24 protein-coding genes are annotated in these 23,049 nt (G+C 63.0%); 13 read left to right on the top strand and 11 right to left on the bottom strand.

What is annotated here, in order from left to right; translation table 11 throughout:
• Positions 1-372 (bottom strand): cupin domain-containing protein (locus IL54_RS16820; RefSeq protein ID WP_037477096.1); only part of this gene is annotated, 372 nt, incomplete at its 3' end.
• A gap of 121 nt (positions 373-493) precedes the next feature.
• Here IL54_RS16820 and IL54_RS16815 point away from each other — a divergent pair.
• Positions 494-796: a glycine zipper 2TM domain-containing protein gene (locus IL54_RS16815; RefSeq protein ID WP_037479014.1), complete on the top strand. Its 303-nt coding sequence runs from the start codon at positions 494-496 to the stop codon at positions 794-796.
• A gap of 56 nt (positions 797-852) precedes the next feature.
• On the opposite strand, the gene IL54_RS16810 is transcribed toward IL54_RS16815, so the two are convergent.
• Both IL54_RS16810 and IL54_RS16805 read right to left on the bottom strand, forming a co-directional pair.
• Complete coding sequence (locus IL54_RS16810; RefSeq protein WP_037477094.1) at positions 853-1,134, bottom strand: hypothetical protein; 282 nt, start codon at positions 1,132-1,134, stop codon at positions 853-855.
• Between the two features lie 150 nt (positions 1,135-1,284).
• Entirely contained in the window at positions 1,285-1,692 is a 408-nt protein-coding gene (locus IL54_RS16805; RefSeq protein WP_037477092.1) for an EVE domain-containing protein, read from the bottom strand.
• Between the two features lie 103 nt (positions 1,693-1,795).
• Between IL54_RS16805 and IL54_RS16800 the strand changes: the two genes are divergently transcribed.
• Positions 1,796-2,743: an isopenicillin N synthase family dioxygenase gene (locus IL54_RS16800; protein WP_037477090.1), complete on the top strand. Its 948-nt coding sequence runs from the start codon at positions 1,796-1,798 to the stop codon at positions 2,741-2,743.
• A gap of 14 nt (positions 2,744-2,757) precedes the next feature.
• Here IL54_RS16800 and IL54_RS16795 read toward each other — a convergent pair whose 3' ends face one another.
• Positions 2,758-3,141, bottom strand: coding sequence for a dihydroneopterin aldolase (locus IL54_RS16795; RefSeq protein WP_037477088.1), 384 nt, complete (start codon positions 3,139-3,141; stop codon positions 2,758-2,760).
• Between the two features lie 110 nt (positions 3,142-3,251).
• Between IL54_RS16795 and IL54_RS16790 the strand changes: the two genes are divergently transcribed.
• From IL54_RS16790 to IL54_RS16775, 4 genes are read left to right on the top strand one after another with little or no spacing between them, the layout of a single operon-like run.
• The gene (locus IL54_RS16790) at positions 3,252-3,788 is read left to right on the top strand and encodes a GNAT family N-acetyltransferase (RefSeq protein ID WP_193378871.1); all 537 of its coding nucleotides are present in this window, start codon (positions 3,252-3,254) and stop codon (positions 3,786-3,788) included.
• Positions 3,789-3,831: 43 nt separating this feature from the next.
• A complete protein-coding gene (locus IL54_RS16785) occupies positions 3,832-4,398 on the top strand; it encodes a DUF1285 domain-containing protein (RefSeq protein WP_037479007.1) in 567 nt (188 codons plus the stop codon).
• Entirely contained in the window at positions 4,395-5,006 is a 612-nt protein-coding gene (locus IL54_RS16780; RefSeq protein WP_037477086.1) for a CoA pyrophosphatase, read from the top strand. Before IL54_RS16785 ends, IL54_RS16780 begins: the two co-directional genes overlap by 4 nt.
• A complete protein-coding gene (locus IL54_RS16775) occupies positions 4,987-6,198 on the top strand; it encodes a CCA tRNA nucleotidyltransferase (protein WP_037477084.1) in 1,212 nt (403 codons plus the stop codon). Before IL54_RS16780 ends, IL54_RS16775 begins: the two co-directional genes overlap by 20 nt.
• Here IL54_RS16775 and IL54_RS16770 read toward each other — a convergent pair.
• Both IL54_RS16770 and parC read right to left on the bottom strand, forming a co-directional pair.
• Positions 6,162-7,910, bottom strand: coding sequence for a putative bifunctional diguanylate cyclase/phosphodiesterase (locus IL54_RS16770; RefSeq protein ID WP_037477082.1), 1,749 nt, complete (start codon positions 7,908-7,910; stop codon positions 6,162-6,164). The two genes, IL54_RS16775 and IL54_RS16770, sit on opposite strands and share 37 nt — an antisense overlap.
• Positions 7,911-7,978: 68 nt before the next feature.
• Positions 7,979-10,267, bottom strand: a complete 2,289-nt coding sequence (gene parC, locus IL54_RS16765; RefSeq protein WP_037477080.1) for a DNA topoisomerase IV subunit A — start codon at positions 10,265-10,267, stop codon at positions 7,979-7,981.
• Between the two features lie 130 nt (positions 10,268-10,397).
• Between parC and otsB the strand changes: the two genes are divergently transcribed.
• From otsB to purC, 5 genes are all read left to right on the top strand, one after another.
• Positions 10,398-11,144 (top strand): trehalose-phosphatase, encoded by a 747-nt coding sequence (gene otsB, locus IL54_RS16760; RefSeq protein ID WP_237748922.1) that lies wholly within the window; start codon positions 10,398-10,400, stop codon positions 11,142-11,144.
• A 66-nt stretch (positions 11,145-11,210) separates the two neighbouring features.
• Positions 11,211-13,016 carry a glycoside hydrolase family 15 protein gene (locus tag IL54_RS16755; protein WP_255245760.1) on the top strand — a complete coding sequence of 602 codons (1,806 nt, stop codon included), beginning with the start codon at positions 11,211-11,213 and terminating at the stop codon, positions 13,014-13,016.
• Positions 13,013-14,419: an alpha,alpha-trehalose-phosphate synthase (UDP-forming) gene (gene otsA / locus IL54_RS16750; protein ID WP_037477077.1), complete on the top strand. Its 1,407-nt coding sequence runs from the start codon at positions 13,013-13,015 to the stop codon at positions 14,417-14,419. The genes IL54_RS16755 and otsA overlap by 4 nt, the downstream gene beginning before the upstream one ends.
• A gap of 9 nt (positions 14,420-14,428) precedes the next feature.
• Positions 14,429-14,560, top strand: coding sequence for a hypothetical protein (locus tag IL54_RS25735; RefSeq protein ID WP_272945515.1), 132 nt, complete (start codon positions 14,429-14,431; stop codon positions 14,558-14,560).
• A 130-nt stretch (positions 14,561-14,690) separates the two neighbouring features.
• The gene (purC, locus tag IL54_RS16745) at positions 14,691-15,479 is read left to right on the top strand and encodes a phosphoribosylaminoimidazolesuccinocarboxamide synthase (protein ID WP_037477075.1); all 789 of its coding nucleotides are present in this window, start codon (positions 14,691-14,693) and stop codon (positions 15,477-15,479) included.
• Positions 15,480-15,578: 99 nt separating this feature from the next.
• Here the strand turns inward: purC and IL54_RS16740 are convergent, their stop codons facing one another.
• Entirely contained in the window at positions 15,579-16,331 is a 753-nt protein-coding gene (locus IL54_RS16740; RefSeq protein WP_037477073.1) for a sulfite exporter TauE/SafE family protein, read from the bottom strand.
• A 141-nt stretch (positions 16,332-16,472) separates the two neighbouring features.
• Between IL54_RS16740 and purS the strand changes: the two genes are divergently transcribed.
• Both purS and purQ read left to right on the top strand, forming a co-directional pair.
• A complete protein-coding gene (purS, locus tag IL54_RS16735) occupies positions 16,473-16,706 on the top strand; it encodes a phosphoribosylformylglycinamidine synthase subunit PurS (RefSeq protein WP_006959918.1) in 234 nt (77 codons plus the stop codon).
• 3 nt (positions 16,707-16,709) lie between these two features.
• Positions 16,710-17,384 (top strand): phosphoribosylformylglycinamidine synthase subunit PurQ, encoded by a 675-nt coding sequence (gene purQ / locus IL54_RS16730; RefSeq protein ID WP_037477067.1) that lies wholly within the window; start codon positions 16,710-16,712, stop codon positions 17,382-17,384.
• 110 nt (positions 17,385-17,494) lie between these two features.
• On the opposite strand, the gene IL54_RS16725 is transcribed toward purQ, so the two are convergent.
• The 4 genes from IL54_RS16725 to wecB form a co-directional block, all read right to left on the bottom strand.
• Positions 17,495-19,585 carry a polysaccharide biosynthesis tyrosine autokinase gene (locus IL54_RS16725; RefSeq protein ID WP_052027794.1) on the bottom strand — a complete coding sequence of 697 codons (2,091 nt, stop codon included), beginning with the start codon at positions 19,583-19,585 and terminating at the stop codon, positions 17,495-17,497.
• Positions 19,585-20,292, bottom strand: a complete 708-nt coding sequence (locus tag IL54_RS16720) for a polysaccharide biosynthesis/export family protein (protein ID WP_037477065.1) — start codon at positions 20,290-20,292, stop codon at positions 19,585-19,587. Before IL54_RS16720 ends, IL54_RS16725 begins: the two co-directional genes overlap by 1 nt.
• Positions 20,293-20,394: 102 nt before the next feature.
• Entirely contained in the window at positions 20,395-21,690 is a 1,296-nt protein-coding gene (gene wecC, locus IL54_RS16715) for a UDP-N-acetyl-D-mannosamine dehydrogenase (protein WP_037477063.1), read from the bottom strand.
• Between the two features lie 78 nt (positions 21,691-21,768).
• On the bottom strand, positions 21,769-22,881 hold the full coding sequence (wecB, locus tag IL54_RS16710; RefSeq protein WP_037478994.1) for a non-hydrolyzing UDP-N-acetylglucosamine 2-epimerase: 1,113 nt from the start codon (positions 22,879-22,881) through the stop codon (positions 21,769-21,771).
• Positions 22,882-23,049: the final 168 nt, after the last annotated feature.

Raw genomic sequence — 23,049 nt, 5'->3', positions numbered from 1 at the left:
GCAACTGACCAGCGTCCAGCCGCCCTGGGGTGCTGCGGCCTGCCAATGATAAGCGGGCACCCTGCCCTGCGGCATCTGCCCAGCCATGATGTCCGGGCCGAGGGAAATCGTCTGCGCCGGTTCGCCCTCTGCCGCGACGGACAGCGATAAAGACGCACCGGCATGCCAGAACCAAAGCTCGTCCGCATCCACCCTATGCCAATGGGAGGATTGATGGGCTTCGAGCAGGAACAGGATCGCCGTGCCCGCTGCGCGTTCGCCAGGGGCAGCGGCAGCGCGCCAGGTTTCGCGATACCAGCCGCCTTCGGGGTGGGGCGAGAGGTCGAGCGCGGCGATCAGCGCCCGTCCATCCCGTTCGTCGTCCGCGCGCATCGGCTTACCTCAACTTTTATCGATTTTAGTACAACTGCTTACGTCGTTGTCAGACGTTAATGCAACCTCGATCAATATGCGGGGGTTCAAGCATCAAGTCACGCAAATGGAGGAGAATTTCATGCGTAAAGCAATGCTGGCCCTGGCGGCCGTTTCGCTGGCCATCCCGATGTCGATGGCGATCCCGATCGAAGGTGCGGAAGCGCGCAAGAATCATCGCTACAAGGAGTGGCGCGGTCGCGACGGGCGCACCTATTGCCGTAAATCCAACGGCACGACCGGCCTGATCGTCGGTGGCGTGGGCGGTGCCCTGCTGGGTCGCGCCATCGATACGCGCGGCGAACGCACGACCGGCACATTGCTTGGTGCCGCTGGCGGCGCGCTGTTGGGCAAGGAAATCGACAGCAAGCGTCGCTGCCGCTAACAAAAAAGGCGGCGTCCCGTCGGACGCCGCCTTTTTTTATTCGACGGATCGAAAAATCAGTTCGACGCTGCGCCGCGCGCTTCGTCGACCTTGAACGCGACATTCTGGCCGCCCGACACGCCCGACACGCGGCCGTTCTTGACCGAGAGGTTGAACGCGACGGCATCAGGGAAACGACGACCGGAAATCAGCTTGCCGGTTTTCGTGTCTTTTACTTCATACACATAGGTATAACCTTCGTGCGTGAAGCGCTGCTTGCCAGCTTCTTCAGCCTGGGCAGGGGCGGCGATGGCAACAAAAGCGCTCAGGGCGCTGGCGGCAACAAACTTGGACAGCATTCGCATGGGTTTTCTCCTTGTGAATGCCGATCAAACACCTCTGTATATTCTTGTTCTGTTGACGACGCTTTTATGTTGCAGCGCGGCATGACAGCAATCGCAAAGAACGACCATGCGGTTGCGCCGAACGCAATCCGCCTGCGGAGACCCTCATCCCTTGGACATGGCGACGATATGCTCAAACTGCGTTTGTGTCAGTGGCGACACCGACAGGCGCGACTGGCGCAGCATGACCATGTCGGCGAGCGCCGGATCAGCCTTCATGGCCTTGAGCGTGACCGGGCGATCCAGTTTCCGATGCGGCGCGACATGCACCGCGATCCATTTTCCGCTATCGTCGGTGCTATCGGGCGCAGCCTCTTCGATGATCGTCATGATGCCGACCGCCTCCACCCCGATATTGCTGTGATAGAAGAAGGCCAGGTCGCCCTTGCGCATCGCCTTCATATGCCCCTGCGCCGCATGGTTGCGCACGCCGTCCCATTCCGCCTTTCCCTTGGTGACCAGGTCGTCATAGGAAAATACGTCGGGTTCCGATTTCATCAGCCAATAGTTCATTCTGCCTCCTTGCATCAGCGTCGTTGGCCGATCAAGGATGGCGTCATGCACCGCCGCGCCGCCAGCAGAGGGCGCGCAGCGACGATTTTTTGGAGATAATGACGTGTCGCAGACGATGATCGACCAAGTCCCGGTCCTGTCCATGGCAGAATTGGACAAAGCCGATTTTGCCCAGGCGTTCGGCCGGTCCTTCCAGCAGTTCGGTTTCGCGATGGTGCGCGACCATGGGATGGACCAGCCGTTAATCGACGCCGGATGGGCGATGGCGAGGGAATTCTTCGCCCTGCCCGATACGGTCAAGTGCCGCTATGACGCGAAGAATAATGGCGGGCAGCGCGGCTATACTGCGTTCGGCACGGAAATCGCCAAGGGCGCGAGCGAGAATGACCTCAAGGAATTCTGGCATGTCGGCCGGGATCTGCCTGCGGGCGATCCGCTGGCGCAAACCATGCCGCCTAATGTCTGGCCGGACGACATGCCGGAGTTCAAGGCAGTGTTCGCCCCGCTCTATCGCGAGTTCGATCGCGTCGGCGCGGAATTGCTGTCGGCGATCGCGCTGTATCTCGACTTGCCCGAACGCTGGTTCGACGGGCCGATCGACAAGGGCAATTCGATCCTGCGCCTGCTCCATTATCCCCCCGTATCGCCGCAGGCTCCGGGCATTCGTGCGGGCGCGCATGAGGACATCAACCTCATCACCCTGCTATTGGGCGCGGAGGAAGGTGGACTGGAGTTGAAGGATCGCAACGGCAACTGGTTGCCGGTGGTGCCGCCGCCCGGCGCGCTGGCGATCAATGTCGGCGACATGCTGCAGCGGTTGACCAACCATCTGCTGCCTTCGACCAGCCATCGCGTCGTCAATCCGCCACCGGAGCGGCGCGGCCATTCGCGCTATTCGATGCCCTTCTTCCTGCATCTGCGTCCGGATTTCCTGATCGACGCGCTGCCGCAATGCGTCAGCGCCGAGAATCCGCGCCGCGATCCGCCGATCACCGCGCATGATTATCTGACCGAGCGGTTGATCGAGATCGGGCTGATCAAAAAGGCCTAAGAGCCGGGCGGCGTTTACTTCCGCCCGCGTCCGAGCGTGATGCCGATTTCTTCGCCACGCTCGGACAGGGCGAGCTTGACGATCTTCACCTCGACATGGCTGACCATGGCATCCTGCATGAAAATGGTGTCGATGATATGGTCGGCCACTGCCTCGATCAGCGTGAAATGCACGCCTTCGGGCAGCGCGGTGGACGCGGCATGTTTGAGGTCCATGTAATTTTTGGACTGGCCAAGCGGCGTATCCGGCGCATAATGATCGGCGATCTTCAGCCGCGCGCGGATGGAAATGCGCAACGGCTGGGGGAGATGCGTCTCCTCCGAATAGATGCCGGTCAGCACATCGACATGGAGATTATTGACCTCCAACGTCAGAAAATCGTCAAATCCAGTCTGCATGGCCCGCCATATGCAGCCCGTTGCTGCTGTTGCGACGGGCCTCTTTAGTCTTTCATTTTGCGACGCGAGCGCTAAAGCCCGCCGCTTCCGGCGCGGTCCATGCGCCATTGATGGCGGATCGGCAAGACGTGTCTCAGATTGTTCCCTTGAATAGTCAGCCTGTCATGGCGATCGAGGCGCTGCTGGATGCCGCCTTCGGACCGGATCGCCATGGTCGCACGGCGTATCGGATCAGGGATGGGATGCCCTGGCTGCCTGACTTGTCCGTCGCCACGCTGGACGCTGACGGAGCGCTGATCGGATCGCTGCAAAGCTGGCCCGTCGCGCTGACGCAGGCGGATGGCACGCAGATGCCGCTCATCATGATTGGCCCGGTCGCGGTCGATCCCGCCCATCAGAAGGGCGGCCATGGCCGCGCGATGATGGACGCCGTGATCGATGCCGCCCGCGCCCGGCGCAGCGAGCCGCTGATGATGATCGGCGACCCGGAATATTATGGCCGATTCTGGGGCTTTGATGCGCAGGGCACCGGCGGATGGGACGCGCCCGGCCCGTTCGAACCGCGCCGCCTGCTGGCTTTGTCGGTCGATGGCCATCCGGTGGGCGGTATCGGGATGCTTGGCCCCAGAATCGCGGTCGCGGCCTGATTACCCCTTTGCCTTCGGGCAAGGCCGTGCCTATCTCGATCCCATGCCCATGGAGCCCCTCCCCGACCTCGCCACCCTGTCCCTCGCCGATATTGCCCGGCTGGCCGATGAAAAGCGCCTGCCGCCGGTTGAGCAATGGAATCCCGCCCATTGCGGCGACAGCGAGATGCGGATCGCGCGCGATGGCACCTGGTTTCATCAGGGGTCGCCGATCGGGCGAGAAGCGATGGTGCGGCTGTTTTCCACGATCCTGCGCCGGGAACCGGACGGCAGCTATGTGCTGGTCACGCCGGTCGAGAAGCTCGACATACTGGTGGAAGATGCGCCGTTCGTCGCCGTCGAATTGAAGAGCGAAGGCGAAGGGCGGGACCGTGCGCTCGCCTTCCGCCTCAACACCGGCGACCTTATCGCAGCGGGGCCGGACCATGCACTGGTCGTGCGCGAAACGGCGGATGGTCCCCACCCCTATCTCCATGTGCGGGGCGGGCTGGAAGCGCTCATTAACCGCAGCGTCTATTATGAGATGATGAACATGGCGCTGCAGGAAGCGGGCGATCGGGTCGGCCTGTGGAGCCATGGCCGCTTCTTTCCGCTGGATGGGACCGCATGACGCTGGCGGAGCGGCTGCGCGCCGCGCTCAGGGAAGGGCATCAGCGCGAGACGGATGTGCTGCTGTCGGACACGCGCGATCCGCGCATCGACGGGACACTCGCGCTGGCCCCGGCGGCGGTGCTGGTGGCGGTCACTGATCGGCGCGAGCCGGGCCTGATCCTGACGCAGCGGTCGGCAGCTTTGCGCAAACATGCGGGGCAGATCGCTTTTCCGGGCGGCCGTGTCGATGCCGAGGACGCCGATGAGATTGCAGGTGCCTTGCGCGAGGCGGAGGAGGAAATCGGCCTGCCGCGCCATGTGCCGCAGGTCATCGGCACGTCGGATCGCTATCATACCTTCACGGGTTTCGACATCGTCCCGGTGCTGGCGGTGGTGCCGCCCGACCTGCCTTTACGGGCCCAGGAGAGCGAGGTTGCCGACTGGTTCGAACTGCCGCTGGCCTATGCCCTCGACCCTGCCAACCGCACCCGCCATGTCGTGGAATTTGATGGGGTTATGCGCCATTATTATGAGATTGTCTGGCAAGAGCGTCGCATCTGGGGCGTGACCGCAGCCATCCTCGCCAACCTCTCGCGCAGGCTCGGCCATGACCATCCTGCTGCCTGACGCCGAGTGGCGACACCGGCTAGGCCTCGATGGCCTGCTCCACGCGCTGGGCGCGGCGCAGGGGCAAGCGCGCTTCGTCGGCGGGGCGGTGCGCGACGGGTTGCTGGGGCTTGCGGTCAACGACCTGGACATTGCGACGACGCTCGATCCGCATGATGTGGTCGATCGGCTCAAGGCGGCGGGGATCAAGGCGGTGCCGACGGGCATCGACCATGGCACCATTACTGCGGTGCTATCGGGCTGGCCGGTGGAGATTACCACGCTGCGGCGGGACGTCAGCACCGACGGCCGCCGGGCGACCATCGCCTATACCGACGACTGGCGCGAAGATGCGGCGCGGCGCGATTTCACCATCAATGCGCTCTATGCCGATCCGTTGAGCCGGGAGGTCACGGATTTCTTCGGCGGTGTCGCCGATCTGGAGGCGCGACGCCTGCGCTTCATAGGGGACGCCGAGGCGCGCATTGCCGAGGATCATCTGCGCATCCTGCGCTATTTCCGTTTTCTCGCCCGCTATGGCGGCGATGTCGTGGACGATGACGCCTATGCCGCCTGCCGCGTTGCTGCCAACAGCCTGATGGCTTTGTCGCGCGAACGCATTGCCGATGAGTTGATCAAATTGCTGGCGGTTGCCGCGCCTCTCCGCGCGCTGCGGCTGATGGTAGATGGCGGCATATTGCGGGCGGTTCTGCCCGAAGTCGATATGGCAGGCATCGACCGGGTCGAGACGGTGATGGCGCGCGAGGCGGCTTCGGAGACGCCACCCTCGGCGCTCCGGCGACTGGCCGCCCTGTTACCGCCTGACCCGGCTGCCGTGGATCAGATCGGCGCCCGGCTCAAACTGTCGAACAAGGCGCGCAAGCGGCTGGCGCTGGCGGTCGAACCAGGCCCTGCGGATGAAGCGCCGCGTGCCTTGGCCTACCGAGTGGGAATGGAAAGCGCGATCGACCGGCTCTTGCTTGATGTCGACCGGCCCTTGTCGGCGCTCGTTTCGCTTGACGGATGGACGCCGCCGACATTGCCGATCAGCGGCGGTGCGTTGATCGCGCGCGGTCTGCCGCCCGGCCCGGATGTCGCCAAGGCCTTGCAGGAAGTGCAGAAAATCTGGGTGGAAGAGAATTTTCCCGATGCGACGCGCGTCGGCCTGATCGCCGATCAGACGGTTTCGAAATTCCAGCGCGCGCGCCAATAATCGAAGGCATCCGCCTCGTTCATCGGCTTGGCGAAATAATAGCCCTGCCCCTGCCAGCAGCCCATCTGCTGCAAGGCGAGCGCGAGTTCCTGCGTCTCGATACCCTCGGCCGTGACCTTGAGGTTGAGCGATTCGGCCAGCGACAGGATGGTGCGGACGATGACCGCCTTGTCGCGATCCTCCGCCATGGACGACACGAAACTGCGGTCGATCTTGAGAATATCGATCGGCAGGCTGTGCAAGCTGGCGAGGTTGGAAAAGCCAGTGCCGAAATCGTCCATAGCGATCGGCATCTGGAGATCCTTGAGCGCGAACAAGAGTTTGCGCGCCTTGTCAGGGTCGGCGATGATCGCGCTTTCAGTGAGTTCCGCCGTCAATCGGCTGCCCGCGACGCCCGAATAGCGCAACGCTTCCTCGAACATCGAGGCGACATCATCGCGCGCCATCTGAATGGGCGAGAGGTTGACGTTGACGCCTACGGGCAGGGGCTGACCATAGCGCACGTCCCAGCGTGATAGCGCCTGTGCCGCTTCATAGGCGGCCCAGCGGCCAAGCGACGTGATCAGGCCGCTTTCCTCGGCGACGGCAATGAATTCGACTGGCGGGACATGCCCCAATTCGGGGTCATGCCAGCGCGCCAGCGCTTCGAAACCCGTAATCTCTCCCGTCTGGAGATGGATGAGCGGCTGATAGGCCAGCGTCAGGCCACCATGGGCCAGCGCTTCGCGCAACCGGCTCTCGATCGAAAAGCGCCGTTGCGCTTCCTTCAACACGCCGTTGCGATAGATTTCGACCTTGCCGCTGCGCTTCGCGATCTTGACCGCCGCTTGTGCCTTGCGCACCACATCGTCCGGATCATCGTCCAGGTCGATCGACAGCGCACACCCAATGGCACAGTCCACACGGATCTGCAGATCGCTTAGCCGAATCGGGGAACTGAGCGCTTCCCTGATCCTCTGCACGATATGCAAAGCGTCTGATAGGCCATTGTTAAGACGCGCAAAAATGGCAAAGTCATTGCCGCCGATGCGTGCCAGCACATCGCCCTGCCGCAGGCTGGATTTCAGCCGCTTGGCCACCGTGATCAGCAGTTCGTCACCCGCCATCGGGCCGAGCGATTCATTGACGCGGCTGAAACGACTGAGATCGATTGCAATGATGCCAAATTGGGCATTGTCCGGCCAGACGCTGTTACTGAGCCGATCGTCAATCTCTTCACCGAACCCGGTCCGGTTGGGGAGCGCCGTCAAGCCATCCGACAGAAGCTCACGGCGCAGATTCTTCTCCATCGTCCGGTCGCTGGTGCGATCGATCGCCGTGAAGAGAAAATGGGGTGGACCATCGGTGGGGAGTCGCCCGATCGTACACATGAAATATTCCGGCCCCAACGCGCCGTCGCGCCGCAGTTCGAAGCTATCGCAGGGTCGATCCGACCTTATGAAACTTTTGACCCGATCGCGCCATTCGGTAGCGACCTGTTCCATGATGTGCGATAGTCCACGCGATCGGAAGGCCTCGGTGAACGCGGCATTGGCCTCCAGCACGACGATGTCGTCATCATCCTGCACCGATAAGATGGCGGACGGCTGTGGCAAGGCTGCCAACCATTGGCGGCTGGCGACCATCTGATCAACCTGTGCAGCATCCCCCCCGCCGAGGGGATCTTCGCTGGACCTTTTCACTGGCCAATTGCACGCCGCAATGGATTCCATGGCCCCGCGATATCGGGAACCGGTAAATTTTCAGGAAACGTCTGGTCGCTCTTTGGATAAATCAGACATTAAAAGCGATTGTCACGGGGAAATCCGGTCGGCGGCATCCGTCCGGCCGCGCCGCGCGCGACTTTCCAGGGGGTCATGTCCGATTCGGTGCGCGTCCGACCGCTGTCGCCGCCCATCGTCCAACTCAGTCCATCGGCCAGGCGGAAGGCGATGGCGTCGGACAGCCCGCCATCGCGATAGCGCTGTAGCTGTACGCCCTGCCCCCGTGCCATTTTCGGCATCTCATCCAGCGCGAAGACCAGCAATTTACGGTTCTCCCCTATGATCGCGACGCTGTCCGCTTGCGGAGCGATGGGGTGGACGATGGCCAGCTTTGCGCCGGCGCGAATGTTCACGACCTGCTTGCCCTTGCGCGTTTCGGCAATGATGTCGCTGACCGCCGCAATGAAGCCGCGCCCATCGGAAGAGGCGAGCAATAATTCCTTACTGGTCCGGGCAGGCATGAAGGCGACGATCGTGCCCTCATTGTCCATATCGACCAGCGACCGCACCGGATCGCCAAAGCCGCGGCCGCCCGGCAACTTGTCGGACCCCAGCGTGTAGATGCGGCCCGTGCTGGTCGCCAGCAGCAGCTTGTCCGTCGTATAGGCGTGGAACGCATAATGCGGGCCATCGCCTTCCTTGAACTTGAGCGTGTCGGCCGCCGCCAGATCGCGATGGCCGCTCATGGCACGGATCCAGCCGCGCTCGGACAGGATGACAGTGATCGGCTCCCGCTCGATCATCGCTTCGAGCGGGATTTCGCGGGCCGGGGCGGCTTCTTCGACCAGTGTACGGCGACGCCCCAGATCAGTCTCCGGGCCATAGCGTTTGCGCAGCGCCGCCAGATCGCGCTTCAGGCGCTTGCGCTGCAGGCCGGTGTCGCCGACCAGCTTCTCCAACTCGTCCTTTTCCTTGACCAACTCGGCATGTTCGCGCCGCAATTCCATCTCCTCCAGCTTGCGCAGGCTGCGCAGCCGCATGTTGAGGATGGCTTCGGCCTGCCGGTCATTGAGCGCGAACTCGGCGATCATCACGGGCTTGGGCTCATCCTCGGTACGGATGATGGCGATCACCCGATCGAGGTTGAGATAGGCGATGATATAGCCGTCGAGCAGGTCGAGCCGGGCGGCGATCTTTTCCAGTCGATGCTGGGCGCGCCGGACCAGCACCTCGATCTGATGCTTGAGCCATTCGACCAGCACGGATTTTAGCCCCATGACGCGCGGCGTATGCGTGGCGTCCAGCACGTTGAGGTTGAGCGGGAAGCGATTTTCCAGGTCGGTCAGGCGGAACAGGCTGTCCATCAGCATCTGCGGATCGACCGTGCGGGCGCGCGGTTCGATGACGATGCGGATTTCGGTGTCGCTCTCGTCGCGCACATCGGCCAGGATCGGCAGCTTGCGATCGTTGATCAGGGCCGCGATCTGTTCGATCAGCTTGGACTTTTGCACCTGATAGGGAATTTCGGTGACGATCGCGACCCAGGTGCCACGCCCGCCCTCTTCCTTGTGCCAGCGCGCGCGCGTGCGGAATCCGCCACGACCCGTGGCATAGGCTTCCGAGATCATCGCGGCATTATCGACCAGTACGCCGCCGGTCGGGAAGTCCGGTCCGGTGACGACCTGCATCAACCTGGCATGATCGGTATCGGGATTGTCGATCAGCAGATTGGCGGCATCGATCAGTTCGGCGACATTGTGCGGCGGAATGCTGGTGGCCATGCCAACCGCAATGCCGCTCGCCCCGTTGGCGAGCAGGTTGGGGAACAGGCCGGGAAAAACCTCCGGTTCCTCATCCTCGCCATTATAGGTGGCGCGATAATCGACCGTGCCTTCGTCCAGCCCCGCCATCAGATCGGCCGCAGCCTGGGTCAATCGGGCTTCGGTATAGCGCATGGCGGCCGCGTTATCGCCGTCGATATTACCGAAATTCCCCTGGCCATCGACCAAGGGCATGCGCAGCGAAAAATCCTGCGCCAACCGTACCATGGCGTCATAGACCGATGAGTCGCCATGGGGGTGATATTTGCCGATAACGTCGCCGACGACGCGGGCGCATTTCTTGTAGCTGGTCGTGTTGCGTGCCGGATTGGCCACCAGCACATCGGGCGACGCTCCGCCCGGTTCCATCTTGAGCAGCCGCATGGCCCAGAGCAGCCGACGATGGACCGGCTTCAACCCATCGCGCAGGTCGGGCAAGGAGCGCGCGGTGATGGTGGACAGCGCGTAGACGAGATAGCGTTGCGACAGCGCCGCGTCGAACGGATGGTCCTTGATGCTGTCGAAGGGATCGCGAAAATCGGTCATCGCGGCGGGAATAGCAGGGCTGCGCCGCTTGGCAAACGGGGATTGGCGATTGATGGCTGGTGACGCAAAAAGCTGTGACGGTTGCAGAACAAGGGTTGCGGTTTCGCGCACAGACGCCATTTTGCCTTCCGTGCTGATCATCGACCTCCCCCCCCCGCCGCCCGCGTTGCTGTCCGGCGCCGCGCTCTTCCTCGATTTCGACGGGACTCTGACCCCGATTGCAGAAACACCCGATGGGGTCGTGCTGGGTGATGACCTCCTGCCGATGCTGCATGGGTTGCGGGCACGGCTGGACGGGCGACTGGCGATCGTCAGCGGTCGGTCGATCGCGACGCTGCGGGATCTGGGCTTTGGCGATTTCCTGCTGGCGGGCACGCATGGCCTGGAATTTGCCCGTCCTGGCGAAGCGGCCGACGCCCCGCCGCGCCTGGCGGCGATCGACGCGGTGGAAGAGGCCTTTCAGGTCTTTGCGCAGGATAAGGTCGGCGTGCTGGTGGAGCGCAAATCGATCAGCGTCGGGTTGCATTTTCGCGGCGCGCCCGATTGGCAGCAGGCGGCGGGCGACCTGGCCGATGCCTTGGCGACACAGCATGGCTTGTCCGTCCAGCGGGGCAAGATGCTGTTCGAACTGCGACCTGGTGGGGCCGACAAAGGGAGCGCCGTCACACAATTGATGCGCGAAGCCCCGATGAAAGGTGGTAGACCCGTCTTCATCGGCGACGATGTGACTGACGAGGAAGGTTTTGCCGCTGCCGTCGATCATGGTGGTTCGGGCATCCTGGTCGGGCCGCCGCGACATACATTAGCGACTTTCTCATTGGAACAGGTTGCCGATGTCAGGCATTATCTCGCCGAGGGGGCCGCCCGGTCAGACTGATCGGGGTGCGCCTGTGCGACCAGACAGCAAGGGGGCAGAACGATCCTACATTCCAGCGAGACTTTCATGGCCGGAGCGGCGCGTTCGCTCGATCTCTGGCCGATCGGCAATTGTCAGGCGTCTGCCCTGATCGACCGGAAGGGCCGGATGGTCTGGGGCTGTGTCCCCCGCGTCGATGGCGACCCGGTCTTTTCCGCGCTGCTGGACGACAAGGATTGGGACGACCCGCAAGCGCGCGGTTTTTGGGCGATCGAACTGGAAGATTGCGTTTCGGTCGAGCAATCCTATCTGCGCAACACCCCCATCCTGGTCACGCGTCAGGCCGATGCGCAGGGCAATGCGATCGAGATTTTAGATTTCTGCCCGCGCCACAAGCATAAGGGGCGGATGTATCGGCCGGTGGCGTTCATTCGCATCGTTCGTCCGGTAGCCGGAAGCCCCCGCATTCGCGTGCGCCTGCGTCCGACCACCAACTGGAATAACGAGCCTGTGCCGATCAATTACGGCTCCAACCATATCCGCATGGTGCTGTCCTATATGGCGATGCGGGTATCGACCAACGCCCCCATCGGCCTGATCGCGCAGGAAAGCTGGTTCCGGCTGGAACAGGACATGCATTTCTTCATGGGACCGGACGAAGGCTTTTCCGACGCCCTGCGTCCGGCGATCGAGCGGATGCTGGAGGATACGATCGAGGAATGGCGGCTGTGGGTCCGTGGCCTCGCCATCCCGCCCGAATGGCAGGAAGCGGTCATCCGCTCCGCCATTACGCTCAAGCTATGCCAGCATGAGGAAACCGGCGCGATCGTCGCTGCGCTTACGACATCGATCCCCGAACATGCCGATAGCGGCCGGAACTGGGACTATCGCTATTGCTGGGTGCGTGACGCCTATTACACCGTCGAGGCGCTGAATCGGCTCGGCGCGCTCGACGTGCTGGAAAGCTATCTCGTCTATCTGCGCAATATCGTCGATGATGCGAAGGGTGGGCATATTCAGCCGCTCTACGATGTGCGCGGCAATGCGACCTTGACCGAATGGGAGGCACAAAGCCTGCCGGGCTATCGCGGCATGGGGCCGGTGCGGGTCGGCAATGCGGCCTATGAACAGGTTCAGCATGACGCCTATGGCCAGATCGTGCTGTCCTCGGTGCAAGGCTTCATCGACCAGCGCCTGCTCCGTATGGCAGGTCACGCCGATTTCGAAGCGCTGGAAGCCGTGGGTGAACGGGCCTGGGCAGTCTATGACAAGCCGGATGCAGGCCTATGGGAATTGCGCACGCGCGCCCATGTCCACAGCTATAGCGCGGTCATGTGCTGGGCGGCCTGCGACCGGTTGGCGCACGCCGCCACGGCGCTCGACCTGCCGGTCCGCGCAGGCCTTTGGCAAAATCGTGCCGAGACGATGAAGGCCCATATTCTCGACGCCGCCTGGCGCAGCGACAGCAACGCCATCTCCGCCAATTTCGAGGATGATTCGCGCGACGCCTCGCTGTTGCAATTGCTGGACCTGCGTTTCCTGACCGCGGACGATCCGATGTTTCAGGGGACGCTCGCCGCGCTGGAGGCGGACCTGCGCCGGGGCAATGATATGCTGCGATACAGCGCACCCGATGATTTCGGCGAGCCGGTCACGGCCTTCAATGTCTGCACCTTCTGGTTGATCGAAGCGCTGCATCGCAGTGGACGGCAGGAGGAAGCCCGCACCCTGTTCGAGGAGATGTTGACCCGGCGTACTGCCGCCGGGCTGCTGTCGGAAGATATCGACCCTGTGACCGGGGAATTATGGGGTAACTATCCCCAGACCTACTCGTTGGTCGGCATCATCAATTGCGCCGTCCTGCTGAGCAAACCGTGGAGCATGATGCGATGAGCCGCCTGATAGTCATTTCCAACCGCGTGTCGCGCCCGTCGAAGGCCGGTAATCAGGGCGGCCTGGCGGTTGCGCTCGCCGAGGCGTTGCGGGAGAGCCGGGGCACCTGGATCGGCTGGTCGGGGGAAGTGACCGATCATTTCACGGGGCATATCGGGTTCGCCGAGGACGACGGGGTCAAGACCGCGACGATCGACCTGGAAGAACAGGATATCGACGAATATTATAACGGCTATGCGAATAAGACGCTGTGGCCGCTCTTTCATTTCCGCATCGACCTGGCCGAATATGCCCGCGATTTCGAGGGCGGCTATAACCGCGTCAATCAGCGTTTCGCTGATACGGCAGCCCCGCTGATCGAACCCGAAGACATCATCTGGGTCCATGATTATCATATGATCCCGCTGGGGCAGATGCTGCGTGATCGCGGTCATCGCAACCGGATGGGGTTCTTCCTCCACATTCCCTGGCCGCCGACGCGCCTACTGGTCTCGCTGCCGCATCATAGCAAGCTGGTGTCCAGCCTGTTCGCTTATGATGTGGTGGGTTTCCATACCGAGGAATGGCTCGAATCCTTCCGCCATTATGTCGAGAAGGAAATGGGCGGCCGGGTCGAGGGTGATTTCGTCACCGTGGGCGATCGCACCATCCAGGCGGTGGCTTGCCCGATCGGGATCAATGCCAAGGAATTTGCCGAAGCCGCCGTCAGCAAAGCCGCACGCGACATGGGCGATCGCCTGCGCGCGTCGCTGCAGGATCGCGCGATGATCGTCGGTGTCGATCGGCTGGACTATAGCAAGGGGCTGGAAGAGCGGTTCAACGGCTATGCCCGCTTCCTCAAGGACCATCCCGAACATCATCGCAAGGTGCTGCTGACCCAGGTCGCGCCACCTTCGCGCGGCGACGTAGAGAGCTACCAGCAGATTCGCGCCACCCTCGATTCGCTCGCCGGGCGGCTGAACGGCGAATATAGCGATGTGGACTGGACCCCGATCCGCTACGTCAATCAAGGCTATCCGCGCGACAAGCTGGCCGGCATCTATCGCGCCGCCAAGATCGGGCTGGTGACGCCGCTGCGCGATGGCATGAACCTGGTCGCCAAGGAATATGTCGCCGCGCAGGATCCTGAAGATCCCGGCGTGCTGATCCTCTCGCGCTTTGCGGGGGCGGCCTTGCAGCTGAAGGACGCGCTGCTCATCAACCCGTACAGCCCGGAAGAAATGTCCGACGCGATCAACCGGGCGCTTGCGATGCCGCTGGACGAGCGCAAGCGGCGCTGGCGCGCGATGATGGATAGCGTGGAACAGCAGGACATCAGCTGGTGGCGGCAATCCTTTACCGAACGGCTGATGGCGGTCGATCGGGACACGGCGCGGGTTGAGCCGGAGCCTGCGGAAGGCTAATCCTGGTGCATGACGCAGGATGACGACGAACCGAATGGCCTTGTTGCTGCTTTGCAGGCCAGATCGGGTGTCGTTATCGCGACGGTCGGCATGATCGCATGGTTCGGCTTGTTATGGGCGATGTTCGGCGACGTGCTGTAGCGCAGGGGCGCACAATTGCACGCTCGCGCGCTTTGCTCTATGGGCGAGGCCCAAGCAGCCCCGGCACCCGCTGATCCTTATCGATTCGCGATTGTCGGGGCGCAGTATTTTTGACCAGACAGGAACGCGCATGGCCCGTCGCCGCCAGATTTACGAAGGCAAGGCAAAGATCCTTTATGAAGGCCCTGAGCCTGGCACGATCATCCAATATTTCAAGGATGACGCCACCGCCTTCAACGCCCAGAAGAAGGGCACGATTTCCGGCAAGGGCGTGCTGAACAACCGGATTTCCGAGCATATCTTCACCCTGCTCGGCCAGATCGGCGTGCCGACCCATTTCATTCGCCGCCTCAACATGCGCGAGCAGTTGGTGCGCCAAGTCGAGATCGTGCCGATCGAAGTCGTCGTGCGCAATGTCGCCGCCGGATCGCTCAGCAAGAAGCTGGGGATCGAGGAAGGCACGCAACTGCCCCGCACGCTGATCGAATATTGCTACAAGGATGATGCGCTGGGCGACCCGCTCATCTCCGAAGAGCATATCGCCTGCTTCGGTTGGGCGACGCAGGAAGAGATGCACGACATTGCCGACATGGCGATCCGCATCAACGACTTCATGTGCGGGCTGTTCGCCGGCATCGGCATCCGCCTGGTGGACTTCAAGCTGGAGTTCGGTCGCTTGTATGACGGCGATTATAGCCGCGTCATCCTGGCCGACGAGATCAGCCCCGATGGCTGCCGCCTGTGGGACATGGTCACCAACGAAAAGCTGGACAAGGATCGCTTCCGTCGCGACCTGGGCGGCGAAGTCGAAGCCTATCAGGAAGTCGCGCGTCGCTTAGGCCTGTTGCCCGAAGGACTGGACACCACCGTCCTCGACCTCGACACCCATCGTAAGAAGCGCGAGAAGGAAGAAGGCTGACCTTCAGCCCTCTTCCGCCGTTCGCTGCGAGCATAGTCGAGAAGCGGGAAGCGTTATGTGGACGTTTCTCGACTTCGCTCGAAACGAACGGATGGATGGTCAGGCGATCAGGGCGTCAACCACCAGCTTGATGCCCAGCAGCACCATCAATCCATAGATGAGCGTGTAGAAGCGCGCCGGATCGACTCGCCGCACCAGCGCCACCCCTGCCAGCGTCGAGACGACCGCGACCGGCACCAGCATGGCGGTCGCCATCAGGTTCGCATGCGTGAATTGCCCCAGCGCGGCATAGGCTGGCATCTTCATCCAGTTCATCACGGCGAAGGCCAAAGCCGTCGTCCCGACCAGCATATCGCGCGGCAGCCGCTTGGGCAGCACCCACATCTGGAACGGTGGCGACCCGGCATGGGCGATCTGGCTGGTGAAGCCGCTGGCGATGCCGAACAGGACGCCGACCCATCCGGGGGAATTGGAGGGCAACACTACGGCATTGCCCCGTTCCACCCACAAGCGCTGCAAACCGAACAATATCGATATTGCGCCCAACACGCCGAGGACGGCGGTTTCCGACACACGGGTCGCAAAAAACCAGCCAAGCAAGATGCCGATCGCCGCACCCGGCAGCATGACCTTGAGGATCGCCCCGTCCCAGCTGCGCCGATACACCCAGACGCTCACCGCATCCTGCAGGATCAATATGGGCAGGAGGATCGCCGCACCGCGCACCGGATCGACGCCAAGCGCCATCACCGGCATGGCAAGCGCACCCACCCCGGCAAAGCCGCCCTTGGCAAGGCCAGCCAGGATGACCGCGATGATGGCAAAGACATAATAGGATATTTCGGGGTTCATGCCCGTCGCTTAGGCAAAATGCCGCCTCTTGCAAAATGACTTTTGCCGCTGTCGCCACGCTATCCGCCGGGATAATGGCTTGCCTCCCCGCTGTACCGGGACTAGGGGACCGCAAAGTCGATCCCAAGGAGTTCGCCCTTCATGAAAGCCCGTATCTTCGTCACCCTCAAGGGCGGTGTGCTCGATCCGCAGGGCCGTGCGATCCATCATGCGCTTGAAGGGCTGGGGTTCGACGGCGTCAATGACGTGCGCGCGGGCAAGCTGATCGAACTCGACCTGGCCGACGGCACCAGCGACGAGGATATCGACGCCATGTGCCGCAAGCTGCTGGCCAATACAGTGATCGAAAACTACCGCATCGAAAAGGTCGCCTGAGCCATGAAGAGCGCGGTCATCGTCTTTCCCGGCAGCAATTGCGACCGCGACCTGGCGGTGGCGTTCGAGGCGGCGACGGGTGCCAAGCCGGTCATGGTGTGGCATCGTGATACGGAGCTGCCCGACGATATCGACCTGATCGGCGTGCCCGGCGGCTTTTCCTATGGCGACTATCTGCGCTCCGGCGCGATGGCGGCGCGCTCGCCCGTCATGCAGGCGGTCGCGCAGGCAGCCGATCGCGGTGCCTTTGTGTTGGGCATCTGCAACGGGTTCCAGGTGCTGACCGAGAGCGGTTTGCTGCCCGGCGCTCTGCTGCGCAATGCCGGTGGGCATTTCGTGTGCCGCGACGTCGCGTTGACGGTGGAGAATGCGCAGAGCGCCTTCACCAGCCGCTATGCGGCGGGCGAACGCATTGCCTATCCCGTCGCCCATCATGACGGCAATTATTTCGCCGACGACGCGACGCTCGACCGGCTGGAAGGCGAAGGCCGAGTTGCGCTGCGTTATGCGGAAAGCGTGAACGGTTCCGCGCGGAACATCGCGGGCATATTGAACGACAAGGGCAATGTTCTGGGCATGATGCCCCACCCGGAACGGGTGATCGAAGCCGCCCATGGCGCGACCGACGGCAAGCGCCTGTTCGAGGGGCTGGTCGAAGGGTTGATGGCGCGGGCCTGATCCGTTCATCGAGATACGGTATAAAGAGAGCGCCTCCCATCGGGACGGCGCTTTTTTATTAAGCAGTAAGGGCCTTCGACACGCTCAGGCCGAACGGATGTGGGAGGATGCTACCCGCCCCGGTGATAATCATATTCCATCATGCGACCTTGCTGCTTGGTCAGGATTGCCCCGATCAGCGTGCCGCCAGCCTGGCGCAGTCGCTCCACGGCGGCGCGCAGGCCGCCATGATGGTTGCGGCCCCATTCGACCACCAGCAGGCTTGCCTGCACCCGCGCGGCGAGCAGAGGCGTATCGCCCAGCCCCAGGATCGGGGGTGCGTCTATTAGCACCGTATCATAGGCATCGCGGACCGAATCCAACAGGGCGTCCAGCGCCGGGGTCGCCAGCAACTCGGCTGGATTGGGCGGCACCGCACCGCAAGGCAGCAGGAACACGCCCTGTACGCCGCTGTCGATGATCGCCTCCTGCGCGTTCGCCTGCCCGGTCAGCACTTCGCTGATGCCCCGTACCGGCGTAATGCGGAACAGGCTGTGCTGCACCGGGCGGCGCATGTCGCCGTCAATGACCAGCACGCGCTTGCCCATCCGCCCCAAGGCCAATGCCAGCGCATGGAGCGTCAGCGACTTGCCCTCCCCTTCCTGCGCGCTGGTGACCAGGATGGATCGTGGCAAACCAGCCGCCGATGCCAGCAGCAGCGACGAAGCGATCGGCGCGAAAATCTCCGGCGGCTGCGGATTGTCGCCGGTTACCGGCACTGAACCCAGCAAAGGCAGCCCGACCCGCTCCGCCAGCGTATCGGCTGACGTCACCGCATCATCGAATATGTGACGCGCGGCCACCAACAGCAGTCCAAGACTAATGCCGCCGATCGCTGCCAGCAACAAGGTCACGCCGATGCGCGGCGAAAAAGGCTTGGTCGGAACGGCGGCGCGGTCGAGCGGCTGGATACGCCCGGCCTGAAACCCCGCTTGCGAGGCCATGTCGCGATAGCGCTGGAGCAGGCTGTCATGCAGCATCCGATAGGTATCGACCGAGCGTTCATAGATGCCCAGTTGCACGTCGCGCCCTTGCGCCGCCTGCCCCTGCCGCTCCAGATCCGCGATTTCGGCAGTGATCTGGGTTTCGCCATGGACGGCGACATCATAGCGTTCTTTGAGAGAGGCACGGATGCGGTTGGCCATCTCCTGCGCCTGATCGTCCAACGCCGCGAGGCGTGCGCGGGCTTCGCGCATTTCAGGATGGGCGTCCTTGCGGAACTGCCGTTCTTCGACCAAGGCCGCGCGCGCCTGTGCCCGCTCCGCCATCAAAGTCTGCATCGCGCCATTGTTCAGCACTTCGGGCAGCGTCTCGACGCTGGCGCGCCGCGCGCCCTCCCATGTCTTTTGCGCGGCGATCCGGTCGGCCAGCGCCTGCGCGCGAAAAGCATTGAGCTGCGCCAGCCGGGTGGCGATGCTATCTTCGGACGGCGGTGCATCCTTGCCCGGCTCCATTCCCATTCGGGCAGCATAGACCGCCAGTTCGCGTTCCGCCCGTGACAGATCGCGGCGTGCGCCATCCAGTTCGCCCAGCAGGAAACGTCGGGCCTGCACACCGGATTCGAAACCGCGCTTCAGATCAGCCCGGATCAGATTGTCGGCGTAGCTGTTGGCGACGCGCGCCGATAGAACAGGGTCGGCGCTGACGAAGCTGATGCGCAACACGCGCGACTTGCCGGGCAGTTCGACTTCCAGATTGTCGCGCAGCAACGCCACCACCTGCTCCTGCTCGACCTGGCGCTGGCTCAGGCTCCCTGTGCCGCCGGTGGGACGTCTATGCCCCATGCCCTTCAAAAAGGTCGGCGTGCCGACCAGCGCCAGATCCTGGGCCACCGCCTCCGCCAGCGCGCGGCTGCGCAGCACTTCGAGTTCGGTCTGCATCATCGCTTCGATATTGTCGGTCGCCGCGCGCGGCGTGGTGCCTGCGCCTGCAGCCCCGGCCGGCACATCCTCGACTTCGACCGAGGCCGTTGCGCGATAATCCGGCGTCGACATCAGGATGGCCAGCACCGCTGCCAGCAGGCACAGCGCCATGGTGACGAACAGGATGACCCGATGGCGGCGTAACACCAGCCAGCCCCGCCGTGCCGCAGCCGTCATCCGCGCGGCACGGCCATGGCCCGGCGTCGCGTCGAGATCGCGCTCGGTCAAGATCGGTGTCATCATCGCCCCCCATCCAGGGCAATGAAGCCCGTTGCCAGAGCGGGCAGCGCGATCAGGCCGCCGCCGATGATCGCCTTGGCCCGCGACAGGCCGATGATGATGCTATCGCCCGGCAGAATTTCAGGATCGGGCGCTTCGCCCTTGCGGATCGCCCCCAAGTCGAACATCGCGGCCTGCCGCTCGCCTTCGATCTGCCGGATCACGACGATTTGTGAAAGGCTGGCGAGCCGGGTCGGCCCCTTGCCCAGTGCCACCGCCTGGCTCAGCGTCAATCGTCCTTCGACTGGATACAGGCCCGGTTCGCGGACTTCACCGTCGAGCGTCACGCGACGGCCCACCGCCTTCTTAACGAACAAGGTGACCTGCGGCGACACCAGATAGCGTTCGCCTAATCGCGCGGCGATGGCATCGGCCGCGTCCCCGGCGGACAGACCTGCCACGGGCACATCGCCGATCAGCGGCATGCGGACCATGCCGCTCGCACTTACCTGCGCATCTTCCAGCGACAAGCCGGGTTCATGATAGACCTGGATGCGCAGCACGTCGTCGGGCGCGATGCGATAATCGATACCGACTTCGGGCAGTGCCGTGACAATGGCATAGGCTGCATCGCCGCGGGGCGCATCCTCCACGGTCGCACAGCCCCCGACCAGCCCACAGGCCGTCAGTGTCGCGATTACGCGTTTGATGCTGTTCGTGCGCGTCATAGGCGCTGCCACCCCGTCATGCCCCAATTGAAACCGGGGGTTAGCGACGCGACAGGGACATGGCAACCAAAGGCGGGACGGACGGAGGATGGCCCCCGGCGCTTAGAGTGCCATGCGTCCCGGTGCAGGCTCCGCGATCCGGCGCGGCTGATCCGACCAGATGCCGCGCGTGTCATAGACCGCCTTGTCGGCGCGCTCGTCGACGGGAACCGATTTGAACATGTCATGATCGACAAGAATGACGAATACGCCACATTGTTCCAGAGCCGTATCGAGATCCATCAATTCCGCGCCGGTCCCGGCAAATTCCATCGGCAATGCCTGGGCATAGGGTTCTACGAGCTTGATGCGGCGACCATAGCGGCGGGCAAGCCGGGCGGCGACCTTCACCGCCGGGCTTTCGCGGAAATCATCGATATTCGCTTTGAAGGCCAAGCCGAGGCAGGCGACATTTTCATGCGGAAAAGCATCGATCATGTCGGATGCCTTGGCCACGACATAGTCGGTCTTGCCGTCATTCACTTCGCGCGCGGTGCGGATGATGCGCGCATTTTCCGGGTCGCTGTGGACGATGAACCAGGGGTCAACGGCGATGCAATGGCCGCCGACGCCGGGACCAGGCGAGAGGATATTGACGCGCGGATGGCGGTTGGCGAGACGGATCACCTCCCACACATCGATGTCCATATTCTCGGCGATGACCGACAATTCGTTGGCGAAGGCGATATTCACGTCGCGGAAGCTGTTTTCGACGAGCTTGACCATTTCGGCCGCGCGCGCCGTCGTGGTGATGCAGGCTCCGCGCACGAACTGGCGATAAAAGCCCAGCGCCTTGCGCGCGCAACGGGGCGTAATGCCGCCGATGCAGCGATCATTGTCGATCAGTTCGACGAGGATGCGTCCGGGCAAGACGCGTTCCGGGCAATAGGCAATGGCGATGTCGCCCTGCACACCCCTACCCGGCATCTTGAGGTCCGGTCGCATGTCGCCGATCACGTCGCGCATCGCTTCCGTCGTGCCGACCGGAGATGTCGATTCCAGAATGACCGTGTCGCCCGCCTTCAACACCGGCGCGATGGTGCGGGCCGCTTGCAGGACATAGCTGATGTCGGGCGCATGGTCTTCCGACACGGGTGTCGGCACCGCGATGATGAAGACATCGCTTTCCTCGACGGTCAGCGACGCGCGCAGATTGCCGCGCGCCACGACGCCCTGCACCAACCCGTCGAGATCGACTTCCTCGATATGCACCCGGCCCGAATTGACCGTCTCCACCACATGGGCGGACACATCGACGCCCACCACCTGACAGCCCCCGCGCGCGATCAGCGCAGCAGTCGGCAAGCCGATATAGCCAAGGCCAATGACGGAAACCTTCTGCTTGGTGTCGACGGGCATGAAGTGGCAGTCCTTTTACGGCGATGATCTGGCCGACCTTCTGCCCGGAAAGGCTGAATATTTCGGTAACGTAGTAGCCTATTCCCCTGCGATGACGCGCGCAATGCGCTCCGCCGCCTTGCCATCGCCAAAGGGATTATGCGCCCGTGCCATCGCGTCATAGGCTTGGCTGTCGTCCAGCAGCGCCAGCACCTCGCGGACGATCCGGTCGCGATCCGCGCCCACCAGCTTGGCCGTGCCCGCATCCACGCCTTCGGGCCGCTCCGTCGTCTCGCGCATCACCAATACGGGCTTGCCCAGCGACGGGGCTTCCTCCTGCACGCCACCGCTGTCGGTCAGCACCAGATGGCACATATCGAGCAATCGCACGAAATGCGGATAGTCGAGCGGCTCGATCATCGCGACATTGGGCAAGTCGCCCAGCACCGCATCCATGACCGGCCGGACATGGGGGTTGGGGTGGACCGGGAAGATGACCGCGACATCGGGCCGCGCCGCAATGTCCGCGATGGACCGGGCGATCGCCTCCATCCCGCCGCCGAAATTCTCGCGCCGGTGGCTGGTGACAGCGATGATCCGCTTGCCCGTGAAACGCGCTGCCAAGGCATCCAGCCCATGTGCCAGCAACGGGTCCGCCAGCACGCGCTCGCGCGTCGCCAGCAAAGCGTCGATCACGGTATTGCCGGTAATATGGATGCTGGCCGCGGCTCGGCTTTCGGCCAACAGTGCATCGGCCGCCGCCTGCGTCGGCGCGAAATTCATGTCGGCGATGCAGGCGACCACGCGGCGATTCACCTCTTCGGGCCAGGGATGATGAATGTCGCCGCTGCGCAGGCCTGCCTCGACATGCGCCACCGGAATCTTGCGATAATAAGCCGCAAGGCTGGCCACCATGGTCGTCAGCGTATCGCCATGCACGACGACACGGTCGGGCTTCTCGGCGTCGAAGGCCTTGCCGAGTTCGACGATCAGCTTGGCGGTCAAGCCGTCGAGTGTCTGGTTCGGCACCATCACGTCGAGATCGATGTCCGGCACGATGCCCGCGATCGCCAATACCTGATCCAGCAGCCCCCGATGCTGCGCGGTCACGATCACCCGCGTCTCGACCCCGGATCGCGCGCGCAGGGCGTGGACGACCGGGAACATCTTGATCGCTTCCGGGCGAGTCCCGAATACCATGGCGACTTTCATCATTCATCCCTTGCCCGATTGCCGACCGGCCTGCCTTGGCAGATAAAAGTGTATAGGGGCTAAACGCTATGCTTGTGTCGTTGCTGCAATGCGGCGAATTGTAATATAGAAAGACTATGTTAAACCGCCATTGCACCTGTCCAATTCTATACGGAGCCTGACTATCTC

It is taken from the genome of Sphingobium sp. ba1, assembly GCF_000743655.1.
GTDB lineage: Bacteria > Pseudomonadota > Alphaproteobacteria > Sphingomonadales > Sphingomonadaceae > Sphingobium.
The sequence above is the reverse complement of the archived record's forward strand: the minus strand, read 5'-3'. Positions and strand labels throughout refer to the sequence as shown.